At 41.8% G+C, this 24,630-nt stretch carries 26 protein-coding genes; 21 read left to right on the top strand and 5 right to left on the bottom strand.

The genetic code is table 11. The features are described from left to right. Positions 1-9 precede the first annotated feature (9 nt). From rpmB to O3633_RS05335, 9 genes are all read left to right on the top strand, one after another. Entirely contained in the window at positions 10-198 is a 189-nt protein-coding gene (gene rpmB / locus O3633_RS05375; RefSeq protein ID WP_001140948.1) for a 50S ribosomal protein L28, read from the top strand. Between the two features lie 150 nt (positions 199-348). Further along, entirely contained in the window at positions 349-714 is a 366-nt protein-coding gene (locus tag O3633_RS05370) for an Asp23/Gls24 family envelope stress response protein (RefSeq protein WP_000216431.1), read from the top strand. Positions 715-716: 2 nt separating this feature from the next. After that, positions 717-2,384: a fatty acid kinase ATP-binding subunit FakA gene (fakA, locus tag O3633_RS05365; protein WP_371620652.1), complete on the top strand. Its 1,668-nt coding sequence runs from the start codon at positions 717-719 to the stop codon at positions 2,382-2,384. 169 nt (positions 2,385-2,553) lie between these two features. Next, entirely contained in the window at positions 2,554-2,760 is a 207-nt protein-coding gene (locus O3633_RS05360; protein ID WP_025170070.1) for a hypothetical protein, read from the top strand. Continuing rightward, positions 2,757-2,951, top strand: coding sequence for a hypothetical protein (locus O3633_RS05355; RefSeq protein ID WP_000709296.1), 195 nt, complete (start codon positions 2,757-2,759; stop codon positions 2,949-2,951). The genes O3633_RS05360 and O3633_RS05355 overlap by 4 nt, the downstream gene beginning before the upstream one ends. Further along, positions 2,938-3,822 (top strand): ABC transporter ATP-binding protein, encoded by an 885-nt coding sequence (locus tag O3633_RS05350; RefSeq protein ID WP_371620651.1) that lies wholly within the window; start codon positions 2,938-2,940, stop codon positions 3,820-3,822. The genes O3633_RS05355 and O3633_RS05350 overlap by 14 nt, the downstream gene beginning before the upstream one ends. 1 nt (position 3,823) lies before the next feature. Then, positions 3,824-4,561 (top strand): ABC transporter permease, encoded by a 738-nt coding sequence (locus O3633_RS05345; RefSeq protein ID WP_371620650.1) that lies wholly within the window; start codon positions 3,824-3,826, stop codon positions 4,559-4,561. After that, positions 4,561-5,658 (top strand): sensor histidine kinase, encoded by a 1,098-nt coding sequence (locus O3633_RS05340; protein ID WP_371620649.1) that lies wholly within the window; start codon positions 4,561-4,563, stop codon positions 5,656-5,658. Before O3633_RS05345 ends, O3633_RS05340 begins: the two co-directional genes overlap by 1 nt. After that, a complete protein-coding gene (locus O3633_RS05335; RefSeq protein ID WP_371620648.1) occupies positions 5,659-6,258 on the top strand; it encodes a response regulator transcription factor in 600 nt (199 codons plus the stop codon). Between the two features lie 141 nt (positions 6,259-6,399). On the opposite strand, the gene dusB is transcribed toward O3633_RS05335, so the two are convergent. Both dusB and hslO read right to left on the bottom strand, forming a co-directional pair. Then, a complete protein-coding gene (gene dusB, locus O3633_RS05330; protein WP_000183319.1) occupies positions 6,400-7,380 on the bottom strand; it encodes a tRNA dihydrouridine synthase DusB in 981 nt (326 codons plus the stop codon). Further along, entirely contained in the window at positions 7,367-8,239 is an 873-nt protein-coding gene (gene hslO / locus O3633_RS05325) for an Hsp33 family molecular chaperone HslO (protein WP_371620647.1), read from the bottom strand. Before hslO ends, dusB begins: the two co-directional genes overlap by 14 nt. A gap of 238 nt (positions 8,240-8,477) precedes the next feature. Here hslO and dltX point away from each other — a divergent pair, with 238 nt between their 5' ends. The 11 genes from dltX to O3633_RS05270 all read left to right on the top strand — a co-directional run bounded on the left by dltX (position 8,478) and on the right by O3633_RS05270 (position 18,064). After that, positions 8,478-8,609 (top strand): teichoic acid D-Ala incorporation-associated protein DltX, encoded by a 132-nt coding sequence (gene dltX / locus O3633_RS05320; protein WP_000358457.1) that lies wholly within the window; start codon positions 8,478-8,480, stop codon positions 8,607-8,609. A gap of 20 nt (positions 8,610-8,629) precedes the next feature. After that, positions 8,630-10,180, top strand: a complete 1,551-nt coding sequence (gene dltA / locus O3633_RS05315) for a D-alanine--poly(phosphoribitol) ligase subunit DltA (RefSeq protein WP_371620646.1) — start codon at positions 8,630-8,632, stop codon at positions 10,178-10,180. Continuing rightward, on the top strand, positions 10,177-11,421 hold the full coding sequence (gene dltB / locus O3633_RS05310) for a D-alanyl-lipoteichoic acid biosynthesis protein DltB (protein WP_371620645.1): 1,245 nt from the start codon (positions 10,177-10,179) through the stop codon (positions 11,419-11,421). The genes dltA and dltB overlap by 4 nt, the downstream gene beginning before the upstream one ends. Positions 11,422-11,434: 13 nt before the next feature. Next, positions 11,435-11,674 carry a D-alanine--poly(phosphoribitol) ligase subunit DltC gene (gene dltC / locus O3633_RS05305; protein ID WP_000351968.1) on the top strand — a complete coding sequence of 80 codons (240 nt, stop codon included), beginning with the start codon at positions 11,435-11,437 and terminating at the stop codon, positions 11,672-11,674. Beyond that, positions 11,667-12,935, top strand: coding sequence for a D-alanyl-lipoteichoic acid biosynthesis protein DltD (gene dltD / locus O3633_RS05300; RefSeq protein ID WP_371620644.1), 1,269 nt, complete (start codon positions 11,667-11,669; stop codon positions 12,933-12,935). Before dltC ends, dltD begins: the two co-directional genes overlap by 8 nt. A gap of 343 nt (positions 12,936-13,278) precedes the next feature. Further along, the gene (adcR, locus tag O3633_RS05295) at positions 13,279-13,719 is read left to right on the top strand and encodes a zinc-dependent transcriptional regulator AdcR (RefSeq protein ID WP_049548547.1); all 441 of its coding nucleotides are present in this window, start codon (positions 13,279-13,281) and stop codon (positions 13,717-13,719) included. Then, a complete protein-coding gene (locus O3633_RS05290; protein ID WP_371620643.1) occupies positions 13,719-14,423 on the top strand; it encodes a metal ABC transporter ATP-binding protein in 705 nt (234 codons plus the stop codon). The genes adcR and O3633_RS05290 overlap by 1 nt, the downstream gene beginning before the upstream one ends. Continuing rightward, positions 14,416-15,222, top strand: a complete 807-nt coding sequence (locus O3633_RS05285) for a metal ABC transporter permease (RefSeq protein WP_049504346.1) — start codon at positions 14,416-14,418, stop codon at positions 15,220-15,222. The genes O3633_RS05290 and O3633_RS05285 overlap by 8 nt, the downstream gene beginning before the upstream one ends. 8 nt (positions 15,223-15,230) lie before the next feature. Beyond that, positions 15,231-16,733, top strand: a complete 1,503-nt coding sequence (locus tag O3633_RS05280) for a zinc ABC transporter substrate-binding protein AdcA (protein ID WP_371620642.1) — start codon at positions 15,231-15,233, stop codon at positions 16,731-16,733. Positions 16,734-16,865: 132 nt separating this feature from the next. Next, on the top strand, positions 16,866-17,720 hold the full coding sequence (locus tag O3633_RS05275; protein ID WP_371620641.1) for a VOC family protein: 855 nt from the start codon (positions 16,866-16,868) through the stop codon (positions 17,718-17,720). Between the two features lie 86 nt (positions 17,721-17,806). After that, entirely contained in the window at positions 17,807-18,064 is a 258-nt protein-coding gene (locus O3633_RS05270) for a metal-sensitive transcriptional regulator (protein ID WP_049531233.1), read from the top strand. Between the two features lie 94 nt (positions 18,065-18,158). Here O3633_RS05270 and O3633_RS05265 read toward each other — a convergent pair whose 3' ends face one another. Genes O3633_RS05265 through O3633_RS05255 form a run of 3 tightly spaced genes read right to left on the bottom strand, consistent with a single transcriptional unit; the run spans position 18,159 to position 20,428 of the window. Then, complete coding sequence (locus tag O3633_RS05265) at positions 18,159-18,455, bottom strand: rhodanese-like domain-containing protein (RefSeq protein WP_049531234.1); 297 nt, start codon at positions 18,453-18,455, stop codon at positions 18,159-18,161. Beyond that, the gene (locus O3633_RS05260) at positions 18,445-20,100 is read right to left on the bottom strand and encodes an FAD-dependent oxidoreductase (protein ID WP_371620640.1); all 1,656 of its coding nucleotides are present in this window, start codon (positions 20,098-20,100) and stop codon (positions 18,445-18,447) included. Before O3633_RS05260 ends, O3633_RS05265 begins: the two co-directional genes overlap by 11 nt. A gap of 19 nt (positions 20,101-20,119) precedes the next feature. Continuing rightward, positions 20,120-20,428, bottom strand: a complete 309-nt coding sequence (locus tag O3633_RS05255; RefSeq protein ID WP_371620639.1) for a rhodanese-like domain-containing protein — start codon at positions 20,426-20,428, stop codon at positions 20,120-20,122. A gap of 568 nt (positions 20,429-20,996) precedes the next feature. On the opposite strand from O3633_RS05255, the gene rpoB reads away from it, so the two are divergent. Continuing rightward, positions 20,997-24,599, top strand: a complete 3,603-nt coding sequence (gene rpoB, locus O3633_RS05250; protein ID WP_371620638.1) for a DNA-directed RNA polymerase subunit beta — start codon at positions 20,997-20,999, stop codon at positions 24,597-24,599. Positions 24,600-24,630 lie beyond the last annotated feature (31 nt).

Below are 24,630 nucleotides of genomic sequence, written 5' to 3'. Positions count from 1 at the left end.
AAAACACAAATGGCTAAAGTATGTTACTTTACAGGTCGTAAGACTGTATCAGGAAACAACCGTTCACACGCGATGAACCAAACAAAACGTGCCGTAAAACCAAACCTTCAAAAAGTTACTGTACTTATCGATGGTAAACCTAAAAAAGTTTGGGCTTCAGCTCGTGCTTTGAAATCAGGTAAAGTAGAACGCGTTTAATAAAGAGTAAAAGGCCATCAGGTCTTTTTCTTTTGCTCTAAGCTCAAAAAGTCTCGTCAAAGGAGCAAATATCCGCCGATACAGTATTCTGCTTTTACACTTGGCTTGAAATATGATAAAATAGAGTATCAACTAGTTGAGGTAGAAAAAATGACTGTAAAAATTAATACAAAAGATGGTCAAATCGAACTAACAGATGAGGTGATTGCTACCGTTGTAGGCGGTGCAGCAACTGAGATTTTTGGTGTGGTCGGTATGGCAAGTAAGAAAGCCCTCAAAGATAATTTCCAAGCCCTCCTTGGGAAGGAAAATTATTCTAAAGGTGTCGTTGTAAAAGCGGCCGAAGATGGTAGCATTGCAGTTGATGTATATACCGTGTTGAGTTACGGAACAAAAATCAGTGAAGTCTCAAAAAATATCCAAGAGCGTGTTCGCTTTAGTTTGGAAAACCAACTTGGCATCACTGCTCAAACTGTGAATGTCTACATTCAAAATATCAAAGTTGTAGGAGAATAATCGTGTCAAATATTACTACAAGCTTATTTCAAGAAATGGTACAGGCTGCATCTACTCGTTTGAACAAGCAAGCCGAATATGTCAACTCATTGAACGTCTTCCCGGTTCCAGATGGAGATACAGGAACAAACATGGGAATGACTATCGAAAATGGTGCCAAAGAAGTAGCAGACAAACCAGCTTCAACTGTTGGTGAGGCTGCAAGTATCTTGGCTAAAGGTCTTTTGATGGGTGCGCGTGGGAACTCAGGAGTTATCACTTCTCAGCTTTTCCGCGGATTTTCGCAAGCTATCAAGGAAAAAGATGAATTAACAGGAAAAGATCTAGCTCTTGCCTTCCAATCTGGTGTTGAGGTAGCCTATAAGGCTGTTATGAAGCCAGTTGAAGGAACAATCTTGACCGTATCACGTGGTGCTGCCATCGGTGCTAAGAAAAAAGCCGAGCAGACAGACGATGCCATTGAGGTGATGCGTGCAGCCTTGGAAGGAGCTAAAGCAGCTCTTGCTAAAACTCCTGAAATGCTTCCAGTCTTGAAGGAAGTTGGAGTTGTAGACTCAGGTGGTCAAGGTTTGGTCTTCATTTATGAAGGTTTCCTTTCAGCTCTTACTGGTGAATACAGCGCTTCTGAAGACTTTGTAGCGACTCCAGCCAACATGAGTGAGATGATCAATGCAGAACACCACAAGTCTGTAGCTGGACATGTGGCAACAGAAGACATTACTTTTGGTTACTGTACTGAAATCATGGTTGCCCTCAAACAAGGCCCAACTTATGCTAAAGACTTTGACTACGAAGAATTCCGTAACTACTTGAACGATCTTGGAGATTCTCTACTTGTTGTCAATGACGACGAAATCGTTAAAGTTCACGTCCATACAGAAGATCCAGGACTTGTCTTGCAAGAAGGTCTTAAATACGGTAGCTTGGTTAAGGTTAAAGTCGATAACATGCGTAACCAACACGAAGCGCAAGTAGAAAAAGAAGCAGCTCAAGTCAGCAAGCCAGCTGAAGAAAAAGAATATGCCCTTATCGCAGTAGTAGCTGGACAAGGCTTGGCAGACATCTTCCGTGCACAAGGTGTGGACTATGTCATCGAAGGTGGACAAACCATGAACCCTTCTACAGAAGACTTTGTCAAGGCTGTTGAGAAAGTCAATGCCCGTAACATCATCTTCTTGCCAAACAACAAAAACATCTTCATGGCAGCTCAATCTGCAGCTGAAGTATTGGAACAACCAGCTGTTGTGGTAGAAGCTCGTACAATTCCTCAAGGATTGACTAGTCTTCTTGCCTTTGACCCAAGCAAATCAATCGAAGAAAACCAAGAACGCATGACTGCAGCCCTTGGCGATGTCATCAGTGGTAGTGTAACAACAGCCGTTCGTGACACGACTATCGATGGTTTGGAAATCCATGAAAATGACAATCTTGGTATGGTTGATGGTAAGATCCTCGTATCAAACCCTGACATGCACCAAACTCTGACTGAAACCTTGAAACATATGTTGGATGAAGACAGTGAAATCGTAACCTTCTATATCGGTGAAGATGGAAGTGAAGAATTGGCTAACCAAATCGCCCAAGAAATCGCAGAAGAATTCGAAGATGTAGAAGTAGAAATCCACCAAGGTCAACAACCAGTTTACCCATATCTTTTCAGTGTGGAATAAAGATTAAATAAAAAACGAAAGAGGTCGGGAATCTTTGTCCCGACCTTTTTTGATTTGGAAAGAATTCTATTTTCATAGCTGAGTAGACTTTTTGTGACATTTGTCATATCTCCTCATGACAGAAGCTTCTAGTGACACAACCTTCAAAGAATTATAATAGATGTATCAAATGGAGGAAGAAAAAATGAAACATAAAGTAATTGTCGCAATGAGTTTAGTAGCAGCAGGAGTCATGACTTATCTCATGTTTTCAGGATTGGACGAAGGCTTCTATCATTTTCCTTGGGAGCTATTTGCAGGATTTGGCATGATGTCTTGGTTGATCCGAGAAGGTTTGAAGTTAGTCTCAGATGTGAAAAAGGAGTTTGAAAAATGAAAAAAGCGATTCTCTATCTCTTTATTGCACTATCACTAGTGGTATGGTTGGTCGAAATGTTTACAGGGTGGTTTGACCAAGCCTTCCTTCACCAAGTTATTCGAGGTGCTTGGGGTCTAGGATTTATGATTTTTATCGCCTTTCCGATGGGAAAGGAGTGGCTGAAAGGAGAATATCATGAACATGATTAAGGTAGAAAGCCTAAATAAAAGCATCAAGGGCAAGGCTATTTTGAAGGATATTTCCTTTGAGGTGGCTGAAGGTGAATGTGTCGCCTTGATTGGTCCAAATGGTGCCGGTAAGACAACACTCTTGGACTGTTTGCTTGGAGATAAACTGGTCACCAGCGGTCAAGTATCCATCCAAGGCTTGCCAGTGACGAGTTCTCAGTTAGACTACATTAGAGGCTACCTCCCTCAAGAAAATGTCATTGTTCAGAAATTAAAGGTCAAAGAGTTGATTGCTTTCTTTCAAAGCATTTACCCAAATCCCTTGAGCAATCAGGAAATCGATCAACTATTACAGTTTGACAAACAACAAAAAGAGCAATTCGCAGAAAAATTGTCAGGTGGGCAAAAGCGTCTCTTTTCTTTTATCTTGACCTTGATTGGCGGACCAAAGCTAGTCTTTTTAGATGAGCCAACTGCGGCCATGGATACCTCTACCCGCCAACGTTTTTGGGAAATTGTCCAAGATCTAAAAGCGCAGGGAGTTACCATTCTCTATTCGTCCCATTATATCGAAGAGGTAGAGCATACAGCGGACCGAATCTTGGTCTTGAATAAGGGAGAGTTGATCCGCGATACAACACCTCTAGCCATGCGCAGTGAGGAGATTGAAAAGCACTTTATCCTTCCTCTAGCATACAAGGAAGTTGTCGAACAGTCAAACTTGGTTGAAAACTGGGTACAAAAACAAGATGCTTTGCAAGTAGTCACACGTGAAGCGGATGCTTTTTGGCAACTGTTAGTTCAGGCAGGATGTAGGATTCAAGAAATTGAAGTCAATAATCGTAGCTTGTTGGATACAATCTTTGAAGAAACACAAAAGGGAGATGACTAAGATGAAACGATGGATCGCACTAAACAAGATAGAATTTCTATTGACCAAACGGCAACTAGTCTATTATTTATTATCAGTAGGGATGCCGACAGCCTTCTATTTATTCTTTTCAGGCATGTACCAGGAAACACCAGGTGGACCGGCTAATTTTATGCGCGACTACCTCATCTCCATGACGGCTTTTTCCATGATGTCGACAGCTATCTTTTCATTCCCAGTTGTTTTACATACCGACAAGATCAACAACTGGCAGAAAATATTACGTCATAGCCCTGTAAATATGGTAGAATATTATCTATCAAAGATAACAAGTATGATGGTTGATTATTTGGTCTCAATCCTGGTTGTTTTCTCAGTTGGGCATTTTGTAAGAGGTGTGGATATGTCTCTTGGAAACTGGATTGGGGCTGCGTTCTTGCTGATAGTAGGAAGTGTAGCTTTTGTAGCGCTTGGCTTGATCTTGACACTCTTGCCTTCTAGTCAGCTGATGTCTGTCGTGGGCAATCTTCTCTATCTAGGCTTGGCTGTTTTAGGCGGACTCTGGATGCCCATCTCTTTATTTCCAGACTGGATGCAAGCAATCGGAAAGTGCTTACCAACTTATCAGTTGATGGAGTTGCTCAAGACCTTCTTAAACGAGGGTGGCATCAATTTATCAGCCACAGTTTATCTACTTGTTTTTTCAACAGTTTTGTTTGGTTTGACCATTTACCTTCAAGGTCATAAGGAGAATACTTAATGCTTGAAAGACTAAAAAGCATACACTATATGTTTTGGGCCAGTTTGATTTTTATGGTTTTCCCTATCCTCTCTGCAGTGATTGGGGAGATTCCTAGCTGGCATTTACTAGTTGATATTCTATTTGTGGTGGCTTATTTAGGCGTTTTAACCACCAAGAATCAGCGCTTATCCTGGCTCTTTTGGTTCATCATGCTAGCTTATGTGGTTGGGAATACCGTCTTCATTTATGGGAACTATGTGTGGTTCTTCTTTTTCCTTGCCAATCTTTTGATTTATCATTTTAGAGTTCGTAGCCTACGTTCTCTTCATGTCTGGACTTTTCTCCTTGCTCAAGTTCTTGTTGTTGGTCAACTCATGATGTTTCAGTCAGTCGAAACTGAGGTTGTAGCCTTTGAGCTTGGGATTCTTACTTTTGTCGATTTGATGACATTGGGCTTGGTTCGGATTCGTATTGTGGAGGATTTGAAAGAAGCTCAGGCCAAGCAAAATGCCCAGATAAATCTATTGCTTGCTGAAAATGAACGTAGTCGTATCGGTCAGGATTTGCATGATAGCTTGGGACATACCTTTGCTATGCTGAGTGTCAAGACAGATTTAGCCTTGCAGTTATTTCAGATGGAGGCTTATCCACAGGTTGAAAAGGAATTAAAAGAAATTCACCAGATCAGCAAGGATTCCATGAATGAAGTGCGAACTATCGTGGAAAATCTGAAATCACGGACCCTAGCTTCAGAACTTGAAACTGTTAAGAAGATGCTGGAAATTGCTGGGATTGAGGTTGAGGTTGAGAATCAATTGGACAAGGCTAGCTTGACTCAGGATGTGGAGTCGACGGCTGTTATGGTTTTGTTAGAACTGGCGACCAATATCATCAAGCATGCCAGCGCTAAAAAAGCCTACCTAAAACTGGAACGTACAGATCAGGAATTGGTCCTGACAGTCAGAGATGACGGGAAAGGATTTGCAACTGTAAAAGGAAATGAACTTCATACAGTCCGTGATCGTGCAACAGCCTTCTCAGGTCAAGTAGATCTGGTCAGTTTGAAAGATCCCACAGAGGTGCGCGTGCATCTGCCTTATAAGGAGAGAAAGTAGATGAAAGTATTAGTTGCAGAAGATCAAAGTATGCTTAGAGATGCCATGTGCCAGCTCTTAAGCTTTCAACCAGATGTGGAGACTGTCTTGCAGGCGAAAAATGGAGCCGAGGCTATCGAGGTTTTGGGGAAAGAAGCAGTAGATATTGCCATCCTTGACGTCGAAATGCCAGTCAAGACAGGACTAGAAGCGCTCGAGTGGATCAAACAAGAAGTGCCTGAAACAAAGGTGGTTATCGTTACGACCTTTAAACACCCAGGTTATTTTGAACGAGCGGTCAAAGCAGGAGTCGACGCCTATGTCTTGAAAGAGCGAAGCATCGCCGAGCTCATGCAAACCCTGCATACGGTGTTAGAGGGACGCAAGGAATATTCTCCAGAGCTGATGGAAGTCATGATGACCCATCCCAATCCCTTGACCGAGCAAGAAGTTGCTGTTCTACATGGAGTAGCCCAAGGTCTCTCCAACCAAGAAATTGCGGATAATCTCTACCTCTCAAACGGCACCGTCCGTAATTACATGACCAATATCCTCTCTAAACTCAATGCCAGCAATCGAACCGAAGCAGCCAAAACTGCCGAAGAAGAAGGTTGGTTGTGAGGGGGAGGAAGAAAGAAAAAATCTCTTAGAAATGAACCTAAGAGATTTTTGGTGTTATGTGACTATTATAGTAGATTAAAATAAGGTATGAACAAATCGATTAGGAAAGTCAAACTCATCCTCTATAGGTAGTATAGAAGTTTAAGCCTTATCCAATTGCAATAGAGCTTCAATCTCAGCCAGTGTGCTTGCTTGTGAGATAGCTCCACGAAGTTTAGCTGCACCTGATGTTCCACGGAGGTAGTGAGGAGCGAGTCCACGGAATTCACGGACCGCAACCTTTTCTCCCTTGAGGTTGATTAAGCGTTTCAAATGCTCGTAGGCGATGTTCATCTTATCTTCAAAGGTTAAATCAGGCAGGATTTCTCCAGTTTCAAAGTAATGATTGATTTGATTGAAGAGGTAAGGATTTCCCATAGCGGCACGCCCAATCATAACGGCGTCGGCACCGACTTCTTCGATACGCTGTTTGGCTTCTTGAACCGTACGGATGTCTCCGTTAGCGATAAATGGAATCTTGGTCAGAGCTTGTGCAACCTTATGAAGAGTCTCAAGGTCTGCGTGACCTGTGTACATTTGCTCACGTGTACGGCCGTGCATGGCAAGGGCAGAAACACCTGCAGCCTCAGCAGCTAGAGCATTCTCAACTGCCAGGGATGGGTCAGACCAGCCTGTACGCATTTTGACAGTGAGAGGGATATCAAGGACTGATTGAACTTTGTTAATGATAGAGTAGATCTTGTCTGGATCCTTGAGCCACATAGCGCCAGCTTCGTTTTTTACAATTTTATTAACTGGGCAGCCCATGTTGATATCGACAATATCGGTCTTGGTATTTTCTTGGATGAATTCTGCTGCGCGTGCAAGGCTATCTTCATCGCTACCAAAAAGTTGGATAGAGACTGGGTTTTCGCCTTCATCGATATGAAGCATGTGAAGAGTTTTTTCGTTGTTGTATTGGATACCTTTATCAGAGACCATTTCCATGACAACGAGTCCAGCTCCGAGTTCTTTAGCAATGGTACGAAAGGCTGAGTTGGTCACGCCGGCCATGGGTGCTAAAACGGTACGATTGGGAATCTCAACATTGCCAATCATAAAAGGTGTATTAAGATTTGTCACGAATGAGTTCCTCCAGGTCGTTTTCATCAAAATTATAAGTAGTTTGGCAGAATTGACAAGTGATTTCTGCCCCGTGGTCTTCGTCCTTCATTTCCTGCAAGTCTGAGCTTGGAAGACTAGAAAGAGCCTTCATGAATCGTTCTTTGCTACAGTCACATTGGAAACGAATCACTTCTTCAGACAAGCGTTTGTATGGCTCGTCGCCATAGATGGCTTTGAGAAGAGCTTCGATATGGTCTTCGCTTTCGAGAAGGGTTGAGATAGCTGGCATTTCTTGGATACGTTTTTCAAAACGAGCAATCTCTTCTTCCTTGGCTCCTGGCAAAACTTGAACAAGGAAACCGCCTGCGACTTTAACCTTGTCATCTTTGTCCAAAAGGACATTGAGACCAACTGCTGACGGCGTTTGTTGGCTTTCAGTCAGGTAAAAGGCAAGGTCTTCTCCGATTTCTCCAGAGATGAGGGGAGTCATGGAGTTGTAAGGATTTCCAGTACCGTAGTCCGTAATCACTAGAAATTGACCATTGCCGACAAAAGGCCCAACCAGGACTTCACCTGTTGCAGTCTTTTTGATGTCAACACCAGGATTTTGAACGTAACCTTTGACGTTCCCCGTGGTATCAGCTACGGTGATGATGGCACCTAGAGAGCTAGTTCCAAGAACTTTAACCGTTAGTTTGGTATTTCCTTTTTCATTGGCAGCAAGAATCTGACTGGCAATCAAAGTACGGCCAAGTGCTACAGTTGAGCTAGCTTGGGTTTGATGTTTTTCTTGAGCAGTGCGGACGGTTTCAGTACTATCAAGAACATAAGCACGAAAAGCCCCGCTTTCTGATATAGTTTTAATAATTTTATCCATAGCTACTATTTTAGCATAAAAATGCCCAAAGGGGGAGTGGGGTGCCTACTATCGTTTTAAAGTGATTTATTTATATCAGTAAAATTATGAAGAAAGAACTAAAATAGGCTAAAATGTACTCTTTAAAAATGGTAAACAGTTGAAAATAAAGAGACTAAAGTGGTAAAATGGGAACAAGAAAAAATAGTAATTGTATATTTGCATAAAATTATTGAAAATTCACAAAAAGAAGTTAATTATGGATAAAAAGAAACCAATCTATGTTTTTTTAGGACAAACTGTCCTGTATTTTATTGTTCTACTTGGTTTGCTTTACTTTTTTAGTTACCTAGGACAAAGTCAGGGAAGCTTTATTTACAATGAATTTTAGTTTAAAGGAGAAGAATCATCGTGTCTAATAAGCCGATAAAAGATATGATTGAAGCGATTGAATATTTCGCCCAAACTCAACCTACCTTTCCAGTATATAATGTCTTAGGGCAAGAGCACACTTATGGTGATTTGAAGGCTGATTCAGATAGCTTGGCTGCGTCCATCGATCAATTAGATTTACCTGAGAAATCTCCAGTAGTCGTTTTTGGTGGTCAGGAGTATGAAATGTTGGCTACCTTTGTAGCTCTGACTAAGTCAGGACATGCCTATATTCCAATCGATAGCCATTCGGCCTTGGAACGAGTTTCAGCTATATTGGAGGTTGCAGAACCAAGTTTGATCATTGCTATTTCAGAGTTTCCAATCGAAACTCCAGCTGCTCCAATCATGTCCTTTGAGCAGGTGCGTGAAGCTTATGCGGCTCAAAAAGCTTATGATTTGCAGTATCCGATCAAGGGGAATGATAACTACTACATCATCTTTACATCAGGGACAACTGGAAAACCAAAAGGGGTGCAAATTTCGCATGATAATTTGCTCAGCTTTACCAACTGGATGATTACGGACAAGGAATTTGCAACGCCAGAGCGTCCACAAATGTTGGCGCAACCACCCTATTCCTTTGACTTGTCTGTCATGTATTGGGCACCGACCTTGGCTCTTGGAGGAACGCTTTTTGCCCTCCCATCAGCCCTTACTCAAGACTTTAAGCAACTCTTTGCGACCATCTTTTCACTTCCGATTGCTATCTGGATTTCAACGCCATCTTTTGCAGATATGGCCATGCTGTCTGAAGATTTCAATGCTGAAAAGATGCCAGGGATTACCCATTTCTACTTTGATGGAGAAGAGTTGACAGTTAAAACTGCTCAAAAATTGCGCGAGCGTTTTCCAAATGCGCGTATCATCAATGCTTACGGTCCAACGGAAGCGACGGTGGCTTTGTCAGCAGTTGCTGTTACAGATGAGATGTTGGCAACCTTGAAACGTTTGCCAATCGGTTACACCAAACCTGATTCACCAACCTTTATCGTTGATGAAGAAGGCAATAAATTACCAAATGGGGAACAAGGGGAAATCATCGTATCTGGACCTGCTGTTTCAAAAGGCTATATGAATAATCCTGAAAAAACAGCTGAAGCTTTCTTCGAATTTGAAGGTTTGCCAGCCTACCACACTGGAGATGTTGGAACTATGACAGATGAAGGTCTTCTTCTCTATGGTGGACGGATGGACTTCCAGATCAAGTTTAATGGCTATCGTATTGAACTAGAGGATGTCTCTCAAAACTTGAACAAATCCAAGTACGTTGAATCTGCTGTTGCAGTTCCACGTTACAACAAGGATCACAAGGTCCAAAATCTCTTGGCCTATGTTATCTTAAAAGATGGCATCAAAGAACAATTTGAGCGCGAAATTGATATCACGAAAGCTATCAAGGAAGACTTGGAAGATATTATGATGTCTTACATGATGCCATCTAAGTTTCTTTACAGAGAGGAATTGCCACTGACTCCAAATGGTAAGATTGACATCAAAGGATTGATTAACGAGGTGAATAATAGATGATGGATTTCCTGAAACAGCTGCCTCATATTGAGCCGTATGGGAATCCGCAGTACTTTTTGTACGTGATTACTGCTACCTTGCCAATCTTTATCGGTCTTTTTTTCAAAAAACGCTTTGCTTGGTATGAAATATTGGTTAGTCTCTTCTTTATCGTTACCATGTTGACGGGTGGCAAGACCAATCAATTGGCTGCCTTAGGGATATATCTAATCTGGCAAATCTTGTTGGTTCTTTTTTACAAGCAGTATCGAAAAGTTCGAGATGGCAAATGGATTTTCTACCTAGTAAGTTTATTATCATTGCTTCCCATCGTCTTTGTCAAGGTGCAGCCGGCTATCAATGGAACGCAGTCTTTGTTCGGGTTCTTGGGAATTTCTTATTTGACATTTCGTTCGGTGGGAATCATCATCGAACTTAGAGATGGAGTCATTAAGGATTTGAAGATGTGGGAGTATTTGCGTTTTCTTCTCTTTATGCCGACATTTTCAAGTGGTCCTATTGATCGTTTCAAACGTTTTAATGAAAATTATCAGACGATACCAGAGCGCGATGAGTTGATGGATATGCTAGCCGAGTCCGTTCGGTATATTATGTGGGGATTTCTGTATAAATTTATCCTAGCTCATATTTTAGGTGAGATTTTATTACCACCGCTAAAGAATTTAGCTTTACAAACAGGTGGCGTCTTTAACTATTATGTAGTGGCCATCATGTACACATTTGGTTTGGAGCTCTTCTTTGACTTTGCAGGTTACTCTATGTTTGCTATAGCTATTTCAAATCTGATGGGAATTCGTAGTCCGATTAACTTCAACAAACCTTTCTTGTCAAGAGATTTGAAAGAGTTTTGGAATCGCTGGCACATGAGTTTATCCTTCTGGTTTCGTGACTTTGTCTTTATGCGCATGGTCATGGTAATGACGAGAAAGAAATTGTTTAAGAATCGAAATGTGACTTCAAGTGTCGCCTATATCCTGAACATGCTCCTTATGGGGTTCTGGCATGGGATAACTTGGTTTTACATTGTCTATGGACTCTTTCATGGGCTAGGTTTAGTGATTAATGATGCTTGGGTTCGAAAGAAAAAAACGCTCAATAAAGAACGTAAGAAAGCAGGGCAAGCTCCCTTGCCTGAGAATCGCTGGGTTCAGTTGCTTGGCATGGTTATAACTTTCCATGTCGTGATGATTTCATTCTTAATCTTCTCTGGATTTTTGAATGATTTATGGTTTAAAAAATAAAAGGAGTTAAAAAATGGATATCAAATCAGAAGTTATTGAAATTATTGATGAATTGTTTATGGAAGATGTTTCTGACATGATGGATGAGGATCTTTTTGATGCGGGTGTCTTGGACAGTATGGGAACAGTTGAATTGATCGTGGAAATCGAAAATCGCTTTGATATTCGTGTCCCAGTTACAGAATTTGGTCGTGATGACTGGAATACAGCTAATAAAATCGTAGCAGGGATTACGGAGTTAAAGAATGCTTAAACGCCTGTGGTTAATCTTCGGGCCTATCTTTGTAGCGGGATTATTGGTTTTTCTTCTTATCTGTTTCTATCCAAGTAGCCCAAGTCATAATCTCATGGAGGAAAAATACTCTGCAGCTTCTGTTAGTACAGAGAGCTTTAAGGAGAGAAGCCAAAAAGTGAGAGCTCTAACAGACCCTAATATGCGTTTTGTCCCTTTCTTTGGGTCGAGTGAATGGATTCGTTTTGATAGTATGCATCCGGCAGTACTAGCTGAAAAATATGACCGTTCTTATCGACCTTACTTTATGGGACAGGCAGGAGCAGCCACCCTCAGCCAGTATTTTGGGATACAACAAATCACATCCGAGCTTGAAAATAAGCAAGCGGTATTTGTAATCTCTCCACAGTGGTTTACAAAAGAGGATCATGACTCGACTATTTTTCAAACTTATTTTAACAATGATCAATTGACTGCCTTCTTGGAAAATCAATCTGGGGATGCAGCCTCTCAATATGCGGCCAATAGACTCTTAAAGCAAAATCCGAGAGTTCCGATGAAGAGCATCGTTGAGAAACTAGCCAAAGGAGAAAAATTATCAGAGTTCGACCAAAGTATGATTAATATTTCGTCGCAATTAAATGAGAAACAGTCAGCTATTTTTGGACAATTCTCGATTCGAGGTCGATTAAAGTATAAAGATCATGTTGAGAAATATTTGAGCAGTCTCCCGGAACAATTTTCTTATGAAGAATTGGAAAATATTGCGCGTAAGGATGCGGAAGAAAACACGACCAATAATGATTTGGGAATGGAGAACCACTTTTATAATACTCAACTAAAGAAGGATTTGAAAAAGTGGGAAGGGTATCAAAAAAATTACAACTTCCTCCAGTCAAGGGAATACAATGATTTGCAGTTAGTGCTCGATCAATTTGCCAAATCTAAGGTAAATGTACTCTTTGTCTTTCAACCTGTCAATAAAAAATGGATGGACTATACAGGTTTGAGTGAGGAAATGTATCAACACTCTGTCGAAAAAATTCGTTACCAGTTGGAGAGCCAAGGTTTTACCAATATTGCTGATTTTTCAAAAAACGGTGATGAACCTTATTTTGTCAAGGATACGATTCATATCGGTTGGTTAGGCTGGCTGGCGTTTGATAAGGTTGTAAATCCTTTTTTGAGCAATCCAACAACAGCACCTAGTTACCAAATGAATGACCGCTTCTTTAGCCAAGATTGGGCGGATTACGATGGTAACATCAAAGATTTTCAATAAATAGCAACAGAGCCTGAACCTTGGTTTGGGCTCTTTGTAGTCGCTGAGTTTTTGTTGATGCCTAGTATAGTAGTCGAATAGTACTAAGTAAAAAAGGTATCGAGAAGATGAAAACATAAAAAATTGTTTTCATCTTTTTTCTTGACTCCTTACTTGGATGTGATATACTTAACTAGTAAAGGAATGGTGTGATACTCAATAAAAATCAAAGAGCAAACTAGGAAGCGAGACGCAGGCTGTACTTGAGTACGCCAAGACGAAGCTGACGTGGTTTGAATTTGATTTTTGAAGAGTATGAAAACCTTGTATTTATAGAAATTCCGTTCTGAGAAAGGAGCAAATCATGAGACAGTTAGCAAAAGATATCGATCAATTTTTAAACGAGATTATTTTAAAAGCTGAAAATCAGCATGAAATTTTGATTGGCCATTGCACGAGTGATGTGGCTTTGACGAATACCCAGGAGCATATTCTCATGCTTTTATCAGAGGAGTCGCTAACCAACTCTGAGTTGGCGCGTCGTCTCAATGTCAGTCAAGCTGCCGTTACCAAGGCTATCAAATCCTTGGTCAAGGAGGGGATGTTGGAGACATCTAAGGATCCCAAGGATGCTCGCGTTATCTTCTATCAATTGACAGACTTGGCACGACCAATTGCTGAGGAACACCACCATCATCATGAGCATACCCTCTCGACTTATGAGCAGGTTGCCACTCAGTTCACACCAAACGAACAAAAAATTATCCAGCGGTTTTTAACTGCTTTAGTAGGAGAAATCAAGTAATGAGATACATCACAGTAGAGGATTTGTCCTTCTATTATGACAAGGAACCTGTGCTTGAGCATATCAATTACAGTGTTGATAGTGGGGAATTTGTCACACTGACAGGAGAAAATGGAGCGGCAAAGACTACTCTTATCAAAGCTAGTCTAGGTATTTTACAACCGAGAATTGGGAAAGTAACCATCTCAAAGACAAATATTCATGGGAAAAAATTAAGAATTGCCTATCTTCCTCAGCAAATTGCTAGTTTCAATGCAGGCTTTCCAAGTACTGTTTATGAATTTGTCAAATCAGGTCGCTACCCAAGAAAGGGCTGGTTCCGTCGTTTGAATGCCCATGATGAAGAACACATCAAGGCTAGTTTAAACTCAGTTGGCATGTGGGAACATCGGGATAAAAGGATTGGTTCCCTTTCTGGCGGGCAAAAGCAAAGGGCTGTTATCGCACGTATGTTTGCTTCAGATCCTGATATCTTTATCTTGGATGAGCCGACGACAGGGATGGATGCGGGAACCAAGGATGAGTTTTATGAACTCATGCACCACAGTGCCCACCATCATGGCAAGGCTGTTTTGATGATTACCCACGATCCTGAAGAAGTCAAGGATTACGCAGATCGCAATATCCACCTTGTTCGTGACCAAGATTCCCCATGGCGTTGCTTCAATGTCCATGAAAGTGATCAGGAGGTGGACCATGCTTAATCTATTTTCTTATGATTTTATGCAACGAGCCTTTTTAGCGGTTATTGCTATGAGTCTCTTTTCACCAGTTCTGGGGACCTTCCTTATCTTGCGTCGCCAGAGTCTTATGAGTGATACACTGAGTCACGTCTCCCTTTCAGGGGTTGCCTTTGGTTTGGTTTTGGGAATTTCTCCAACCATCTCAACCATTGTGATTGTTTTGATTGCGGCGGTTTTCCTTGAGTATCTCCGCACGGTTTATAAAAGCTTTATGGAGATTGGGACAGCCATTCTCATGTCTACAGGACTTGCAGTTTCACTTATTGTTATGAGTAAGGGTAAGAGCTCTAGTTCTATGAGTCTGGACCAATACCTTTTTGGTTCTATTGTGACTATTAGTCAAGAGCAGGTAATTGGGCTCTTTGTCATTGCAGCGGTTGTTTTAATCTTGACCTTCCTCTTTTTAAGACCCATGTACATCTTAACTTTTGACGAGGACACAGCTTTTGTAGATGGTTTACCTGTACGTACCATGTCTATCCTCTTTAACATGGTGACGGGTGTAGCTATTGCTCTTATGATTCCCGCTGCAGGGGCACTTTTGGTATCAACCATCATGGTTTTGCCAGCTAGTATTGCTTTGCGTTTAGGGAAGAACTTTAGTTCGGTGATGATTCTTGCTAGCGCCATTGGCTTTCTGGGCATGGTTGCGGGACTCTATATTTCCTATTATGCAGAGACACCACCGAGTGCAAGTATCACCCTTATCTTTGTAGTTGTCTTTTTATTAGTCAGCTTACTCAAACGTTTTATCAAATAGGAGAAAAAATGAAAAAATTAGGCCTACTTTTGGCAAGTCTTGTGACGGTATTCTTAGTGGCTTGTTCCAATCAAAAACAGGCAGACGGTAAATTAAACATCGTTACAACTTTCTACCCTGTCTACGAATTTACCAAGCAAGTAGCAGGGGACACAGCCAATGTCGAGCTCTTGATTGGGGCAGGGACAGAACCACATGATTATGAACCATCTCCTAAGGCAGTCGCTAAAATCCAAGACGCCGACGCCTTTGTGTATGAGAACGAAAACATGGAAACTTGGGTTCCCAAATTGTTAGATTCCCTAGATGCGAAAAAAGTAAAAACAATCAAGGCGACTGGAGATATGTTGCTTCTTCCAGGAAGTGAAGAAGAGGAGGACCATGACCATGGTGAAGAAGGTCATCATCACGAGTATGATCCTCACGTCTGGTTGTCTCCTGCGCGTGCCATTAAGCTTGTAGAGCACATCCGTGACAGTTTATCAGCTGACTATCCTGATAAAAAAGCAACCTTTGAGCAAAATGCAGCTGCCTATATCGAGAAATTACAAGCTCTGGACAAGGTCTATACTGAAGGACTTTCTAGCGCTAAACAAAAGAGTTTTGTGACTCAGCACGCTGCCTTTCGTTATCTAGCCTTAGACTATGGACTCAATCAAGTCTCTATCTCAGGACTTTCACCCGATGCGGAGCCGTCAGCAAGCCGCTTGGCAGAATTGACCGAATATATCAAGAAGAATAAGATCTCTTATATCTACTTTGAAGAAAATGCCTCACAAGCTCTAGCTAATACTCTTTCAAAAGAAACAGGAGTTAAGTTAGATGTTCTGAATCCTCTTGAAAGCTTGACCGAAGAGGATATGAAGGACGGCGAGAACTATATCTCTATCATGGAGAAAAATCTCAAGGCTCTCAAGCAAACAACTGACCAGGTAGGGGCAGAAATTGAGCCAGAAAAAGCTGAGGAAACTAAAACAGTTCAAAATGGTTACTTTGAGGATGCAGGTGTTAAGGATCGCACCTTGAGTGACTATACTGGTAACTGGCAGTCTGTTTATCCTTTCCTTGAAAATGGTACTCTTGATCAAGTCTTTGACTACAAGGCTAAATTGACTGGCAAGATGACCAAGGATGAGTATAAGGCCTACTATCAAAAGGGCTACCAAACAGATGTGACCAAGATTAACATTACGGATAACACCATGGAATTTATCCAAGGCGACCAAAGTAAGAAATATACTTACAAGTATGTTGGCAAGAAAATCTTGACTTATAAGAAAGGCAATCGAGGTGTTCGCTACCTCTTTGAAGCGACAGATGCAAACGCTGGACAATTTAAGTATGTTCAGTTTAGCGACCATAATATTGCCCCAGTCAAGGCAGAACATTTCCATATCTTCTTTGGAGGCACTAGCCAAGAAGCCCTCTTTGAAGAGATGGACAACTGGCCAACCTATTATCCAGATAACTTATCTGGTCAGGAAATTGCCCAAGAAATGCTAGCTCATTAAAACGAAACAATCCTTCCTACATGGGGAGGATTTTTCTTGTTTTATCAGCATTGAGCATCTGGATTGACATTGGCTGAGAAGGGAGTATAATATCTGTAACAAAAACAGTTACAACAAAGGGAGGATTTTTCTATGGTTTACCAATACAATAGTCGCATTCATTTGGCAGAGGTGGCTTTAAATGTTAGAGATTTAGCCAGTCAGACTGCTTTTTATCACCAATTACTTGGTTTGGAGATTTTGAATCAATCGGAAAAAGAAGTTCTTCTAGGTGCTGGAGGAAAACCACTGGTGAAGCTTATCCAAACAGAAGATACAAGCAATCCTAAGCAAAGTTACGATCTTTATCATATGGCTCTTCTTTTGCCGAGTCGAGAAGATTTGGCAAATGTCTTTAAACACTTGTTAGACTTAAAGATTCCGCTAGTTGGTGGAGCTGATCATGGCTATAGTGAGGCCATCTATTTAGAAGATTTAGAGGGCAATGGCATTGAGCTCTATAGAGACAAGCCTGTGGTAGAATGGGATATTCGTGAGGACGGGCGAATTATTGGTGTGACAGAAGAGCTGTCTGCCCAAGATATCTATGAACTGGGAAAAGAAATAGAACCTTTTGCCATTGCTAGTGGTACTCGTATGGGGCATGTTCATTTATCCGTTAAAAATAGTCGTGAATCTAGTGCATTCTATCAAGAGTCGCTAAATCTTGAGGATAAATTCACGATTCCACATGCCAGTTGGATCGCATCAGGTGACTATCATCATCATTTGGCTGTCAATGAATGGGGAGGTAAAAACTTAGCCCCTCGTGAGCAAGGCATGCCAGGTCTTGCCTACTATGTGGTTGAAGTTGAGAACAAGGAGTTTTTGGTCAATTTGTTTACGCAAGCACAGGATAGGCAAGGGCAACTTCAATGGATTTCCTCTTCTGAATTTTCCGTTACAGATAAAGACGGTATTGTTACGAGAGTCAGAGTGGAGAACTAGGAGGTTTTATCTTTAAGATAAGTGCTCCTTTTGACAAAGGTCTGTATTAGAGATATAATGTAGAAAAATCGTTTAAGGATAAAGATATGACAAAATCAAAGTACATTACACGCCTCAAACGCTCAGAGGGTCAATTGCGGGGTATCCAAAAAATGATGGAGGAAGAGCGTGATTGTGTCGATATCATTACTCAATTAACAGCAGTGCGATCCAGTGTTGATCGTATTATTGAACTGATGATAACGGAGAATTTAACAGCTTGTATTAACGACCCACTAGAGGATCCTCAAGCACAGAAGGAACGTTTAGAAAAAGCTGTTCAATACTTGATTAAACGCAAGTAATAAAAAACAAACGTTTCTCCTAAATAGTGAACAAATGATTAAAAGAGCAGTTGGTTTTCTTGAAATTAGACCAATTGCTCTTTTTGAATTTTATTTATTCAACATCACCAGGCCAAGCATTCATGCCACCTTCTACATTGGTAACGGTGAGACCTTGGGCACTGAGAAATTGACAGGCAGAGGCGGAGCGCACTCCACCTTGACAAATGACATGGTATTCATGGTCCGGTTTGAGTTCTTTGTAGCCTTGCTCCAAGGTACTTAACGGAAGATTTTTTGCACCTGGTGCATGTCCTGCTTGGAATTCATGTACTTCACGGACATCGATAAGATTTAGATTTTCATTTTGATATTTTTCATAAAAGTCAGCCATGCTGATATTAGTTACCATATTCTACTCCTTCTGGGTTAGCCATTTTGTATAGTGAATAAGCGCCGTCAAGGTTTTGGACGGTAAATCCTGCTTGCTTGAGGATACGCTCTGCGATATAGCTACGTAAACCGCTGTGGCAGCTAACGATGTAGGCTTGGTTCTTGTCCAGTTCGTCCAAGCGTTCCCGTAGTTCGTTTAGGGGGATGTGGATGGTATCGACTCTGAGTCGACCACTCTGGAATTCGCCACTTGTCCGTACATCTAAGAATTTCTTACCAGTAGCCAGTTCGTCTTCGAGCTGGTACCATTGAATATTGTCGCTGAGACCTTCGATAAGATTCAAGGCTGCGTAGCCCAGCATATTGACGGGATCCTTGGCAGAGCCAAATGGTGGCGCATAGGTAAACTCTAACTCTGGTAAGTCAAAGACGGTGAGATTTCCCTTGATAGCAGTTGCTAGGATATCGATTCGCTTGTCAACACCTTTCTTCCCAACACCTTGGGCACCGTAGATTTTTCCAGTGGTTGGGTCAAAGAGGAGTTTCAAGGTCATATCAGTAGCGCCTGGATAATAACCAGCGTGATCTTTTCCACTGACATGAAGTGCCTTGTAAGGGAGTTGATTCATGCGAAGGATACGTTCGCTGAGACCAGTCGAAGCGGCTGTCATATCAAAGGTACGAACGATAGCAGTGCCGATGCTGCCCTTGTTTGTACGACCGAGTCCTGCGATGACGTCCGCCACTTGGCGACCCTGACGATTGGCAGGAGAAGCGAGAGAGATGAGAGCGTCTTGGCCTGTGATTTCTTGCTTGATGACGATGGCATCTCCGACTGCAAAAATATCTTTTTGACTGGTTTCGTAATGTTCATCGACCAAGATCCCACCGCGAAGTCCCAGTTCAATTCCCGCAGCTTTGGCCAGACCGTTTTCCGGTTCAACACCGACAGAAAGGATGGTGAGGTCAGAAGTGATCTTTTGACCGTTTTCGAGAACGATGACTTTTCCTTGGTCTTCAAATCGAGTTGCAGACTGGGAAGTGATGACACGGACACCGTTTGCCAGTAATTCTGCTTGGACAAAGGCTGCCATTTCTTGATCTAATGGTGGCAAGACATGAGGTGCTTTCTCCACGATGGTAACTTGCAATCCCCGTTTCGCCAGATTTTCAGCCATTTCAAGCCCGATAAAGCCTGCACCGATAACGACAGCTTCTTTTGGATGATTGTCCAAGGCCGCCATAATTTCATCGAGATCGGGAACATTGCGCAGCGTGAAGGTATTTTTAGCTTCTGCTAAGCCTTCAATGGTAGGAATAAATGGTTTAGCTCCTGGAGAGAGGATCAGTTTGTCATAGCTTTCTGTGAATTCTTGTCCATCATGGCGAACAGTCACAGTATGCTCTGCTGGCGAAATACTGATGACCTCATGGAAAGGACGCACATCGAGATTAAAGCGTGCCTTGAGACTTTCAGGGGTTTGGACTAACAAATCTTCCCGCTTAGAAATTTCTCCTGAAACATAGTAAGGAAGTCCGCAGTTTGCAAAGGAAACAAAGGGACCTTTCTCAAAAATAGTGATTTCAGCGTCTTCTCTGAGACGTCTGAGACGGGTTGCTGCAGACATACCGCCTGCAACTCCTCCAATAATGATAATTTTCATTAATTTTCTCCCTTTAGTTCTATATGATCTTGCCTGTCCAAGCGCTCATACCACCTCGGACGTTGATAACATCATAGCCTTTTTTCTTGAGCTTTTTAGCAGCCATCTTGCTTCGAACACCAGAATGACAAATGACATAAAGTGTTTCATTTGTCGTAGGTGTGTAAGCTCCGATTTCGGTTAGAGGAACATTCTTGGCGTTTTTGATATGGCCTCTACGGAATTCCGTAGGCGTCCGCACATCCAGTAGCTGAATTGGTTCCTTGAGTTTAGCTTCTAATTCGCTAGTAGAAATACTGTCAATTTTTGTAAATAATAAGTGAAACATAGGCACCTCCAAATATACCCTTGTGGGGTATATTAAACCATGAAGTCAATCTTTTGTCAAGCAAATTGAATTGATTAGTATTGTATCTTTTTCAGTAAGTCGTTTGATTCTTTTTCGGTATAGAAGATGCCAACTTACAAACTAAAGAGAGAATTTTTTTGTTGGTCGGTAGGTTCATGAATAGAACCTGTCTTATTTATTCAACAACTACTTGTCTAGAACATTACCTTTTCTGAAAACAGGCCCCATCAATATTACAAGCAAAAAAATCGTTCAAAACCCTTGAAAAATCAAAGAAAATTAGGTATAATATGAATAATCATTTGTCGTAGGTTTTGTCTGAAATATTGTCCAGGCAAGGCTCACAGCAGTTAAATCTTCTTACAAAAGTCAGATTTAGCTGCTCTTTTTGTGCTTTTTTTCAGGTTTTCTAGTGTTTGTAACAAAGATTTAAAAATTCTGAAAATTAGTCGAGGGGGATAAGTTGATAGGGTTTTTAGAACCCTCTAACGATAATTACTAGCTTAGATCACTAAGCTTGGAACTTTATTTAAAAAGGAGAATCATCTTGGCAGGACATGACGTTCAATACGGGAAACATCGTACCCGTCGTAGTTTTTCAAGAATCAAAGAAGTTCTTGACTTACCAAATTTGATTGAAATTCAAACTGATTCATTCAAAGATTTCCTAGACCATGGTCTGAAGGAAGTGTTTGAAGATGTATTGCCAATTTCAAACTTCACAGACACAATGGAGTTGGAATTTGTTGGCTACGAAATCAAAGAACCTAAATATACGCTTGAAGAAGCTCGTATCCATGATGCCAGCTACTCAGCACCTATCTTTGTAACCTTCCGCTTGATTAACAAAGAAACTGGCGAAATTAAAACCCAGGAAGTATTCTTTGGTGATTTCCCAATCATGACTGAGATGGGGACTTTCATCATCAACGGTGGTGAACGAATCATCGTATCACAGTTGGTGCGTTCTCCAGGTGTTTACTTTAATGACAAGGTAGACAAAAATGGTAAAGTGGGCTACGGTTCAACTGTTATCCCTAACCGTGGAGCTTGGTTGGAACTTGAAAGCGACTCAAAAGATATTGCCTACACTCGTATCGACCGTACTCGTAAGATTCCATTTACGACCTTAGTTCGTGCGCTTGGTTTCTCAGGCGATGATGAAATCTTTGATATCTTTGGTGACAGCGATCTTGTTCGTAACACTGTTGAAAAAGATATTCACAAGAATCCAATGGACTCTCGTACAGACGAAGCTTTGAAGGAAATCTACGAACGCCTTCGTCCAGGTGAGCCTAAGACTGCTGAAAGCTCACGTAGCTTACTTGTAGCTCGTTTCTTTGACCCACGTCGTTATGACTTGGCCGCAGTTGGTCGTTACAAGATCAATAAAAAACTCAATGTTAAAACACGTTTGCTCAACCAAACTATTGCTGAACCATTGGTAGATCCTGAAACTGGAGAAATCTTGGTAGAAGCTGGTACAATCATGACTCGTAGTGTGATTGAAAGCATTGAAAGCCATTTGGATGGCGACTTGAACAAGATTGTCTACATTCCAAATGATGCTGCTGTAGTAACAGAGCCAGTTGTTCTTCAAAAATTCAAGGTTGTTGCACCAACTGATCCAGACCGTGTTGTAACAATCATCGGTAATGCAAATCCAGATGATAAAGTTCGTATTGTAACACCTGCAGATATCTTGGCTGAGATGAGTTACTTCCTCAACTTAGCAGAAGGTATTGGTCGTGTGGACGATATCGACCACCTCGGAAATCGTCGTATCCGTGCTGTTGGTGAATTGCTTGCCAACCAAGTGCGTCTTGGACTTTCACGTATGGAACGTAACGTTCGTGAACGTATGTCTGTTCAAGATAACGAAGTACTAACACCACAACAAATTATCAATATCCGTCCAGTAACTGCAGCAATCAAAGAATTCTTTGGTTCTTCTCAATTGTCACAGTTCATGGACCAACATAACCCACTTTCTGAGTTGTCACACAAACGTCGTTTGTCTGCCTTAGGACCTGGTGGTTTGACACGTGACCGCGCTGGATATGAAGTGCGTGACGTGCACTACACTCACTATGGACGTATGTGTCCGATTGAAACACCTGAAGGGCCAAACATCGGTTTGATCAACAACTTGTCTTCATACGGGCACCTCAACAAGTATGGTTTCATTCAAACACCATATCGTAAGGTTGACCGTGCAACTGGAAAAGTAACCAACGAAATCGTTTGGTTGACAGCCGATGAAGAAGATGAGTTCACAGTAGCGCAGGCTAACTCTAAATTGAACGCAGATGGAACTTTTGCTGAAAAAGTTGTCATGGGACGTCACCAAGGGATTAACCAAGAATATCCAGCATCAAGTGTTGATTACATGGACGTTTCTCCTAAGCAGGTAGTTGCCGTTGCGACAGCATGTATTCCTTTCTTGGAAAACGATGACTCCAACCGTGCCCTTATGGGTGCCAACATGCAACGTCAGGCTGTGCCATTGATTGATCCCAAAGCACCTTACGTGGGTACTGGTATGGAATACCAAGCAGCTCATGATTCAGGAGCTGCAGTTATTGCACAACATGGTGGTAAGGTTACCTATGCAGATGCTGACAAGGTAGAAGTTCGTCGTGAAGATGGCTCATTGGATGTTTACCACATCCAAAAATTCCGTCGTTCAAACTCAGGTACTGCCTACAACCAACGTACGCTTGTTAAAGTTGGTGATGTTGTAGAAAAAGGCGACTTTATCGCAGATGGACCTTCTATGGAAAATGGAGAAATGGCGCTTGGACAAAACCCAATCGTTGCCTACATGACATGGGAGGGTTACAACTTCGAGGATGCCGTTATCATGAGCGAACGCTTGGTTAAAGACGATGTTTATACATCTGTCCACCTTGAAGAATACGAATCAGAAACACGCGATACAAAGCTTGGGCCTGAAGAAATCACTCGTGAAATTCCAAACGTTGGTGAAGATGCCCTTAAAGACCTTGACGAAATGGGTATTATCCGTATCGGTGCTGAGGTTAAAGAAGGGGATATCCTTGTAGGTAAAGTAACACCTAAGGGTGAAAAAGACCTTTCAGCTGAAGAACGTCTCTTGCACGCTATCTTCGGAGACAAATCTCGTGAAGTTCGTGATACTTCCCTTCGCGTACCCCACGGTGCCGATGGTGTCGTTCGTGATGTTAAGATCTTTACACGTGCAAACGGTGATGAACTGCAATCAGGCGTTAACATGCTGGTTCGTGTTTACATCGCTCAAAAACGTAAGATTAAGGTCGGAGATAAGATGGCCGGACGTCACGGAAACAAAGGGGTTGTCTCTCGTATCGTTCCTGTAGAGGACATGCCTTACCTTCCAGATGGAACTCCAGTCGATATCATGTTGAACCCACTTGGGGTACCATCACGTATGAATATCGGTCAGGTTATGGAGCTTCACCTTGGTATGGCAGCTCGTACTCTTGGTATCCACATTGCAACACCGGTCTTTGACGGAGCAAGTTCAGAAGATCTTTGGTCAACTGTTAAGGAAGCAGGCATGGATAGCGATGCTAAGACTATCCTTTACGATGGACGTACTGGTGAACCATTTGATAACCGTGTGTCAGTTGGTGTCATGTACATGATCAAACTCCACCACATGGTTGATGATAAATTGCACGCTCGTTCTGTCGGACCATACTCAACAGTTACGCAACAACCACTCGGAGGTAAGGCTCAGTTTGGTGGACAACGTTTCGGTGAGATGGAGGTTTGGGCGCTTGAAGCCTATGGTGCCTCAAATGTCCTTCAAGAAATCTTGACTTACAAGTCTGACGATATCAACGGACGTTTGAAAGCCTATGAAGCTATTACAAAAGGAAAACCAATTCCAAAACCAGGTGTTCCAGAATCCTTCCGAGTTCTTGTTAAAGAATTGCAATCACTTGGTCTTGACATGCGTGTTCTTGACGAAGATGATCAAGAAGTTGAACTTCGTGATCTTGACGAAGGCATGGACGAAGATGTCATCCACGTAGATGACCTTGAAAAAGCACGTAAAAAAGCTGCTGAAGAAGCAAAAGCTGCTTTTGAAGCTGAAGAAGGTGCAAAAGCGGAAGCAACAGAAGAAGCTACTGAACAAGAATAAGTAGCTCACTTAGAATAGAAAGGGAAGAAAT

It is taken from the genome of Streptococcus sp. 27098_8_22 (assembly GCF_041432415.1).
In the GTDB taxonomy this organism is placed as follows: domain Bacteria; phylum Bacillota; class Bacilli; order Lactobacillales; family Streptococcaceae; genus Streptococcus; species Streptococcus pseudopneumoniae_M.
This window is presented reverse-complemented; position numbering and strand designations above follow the sequence as displayed.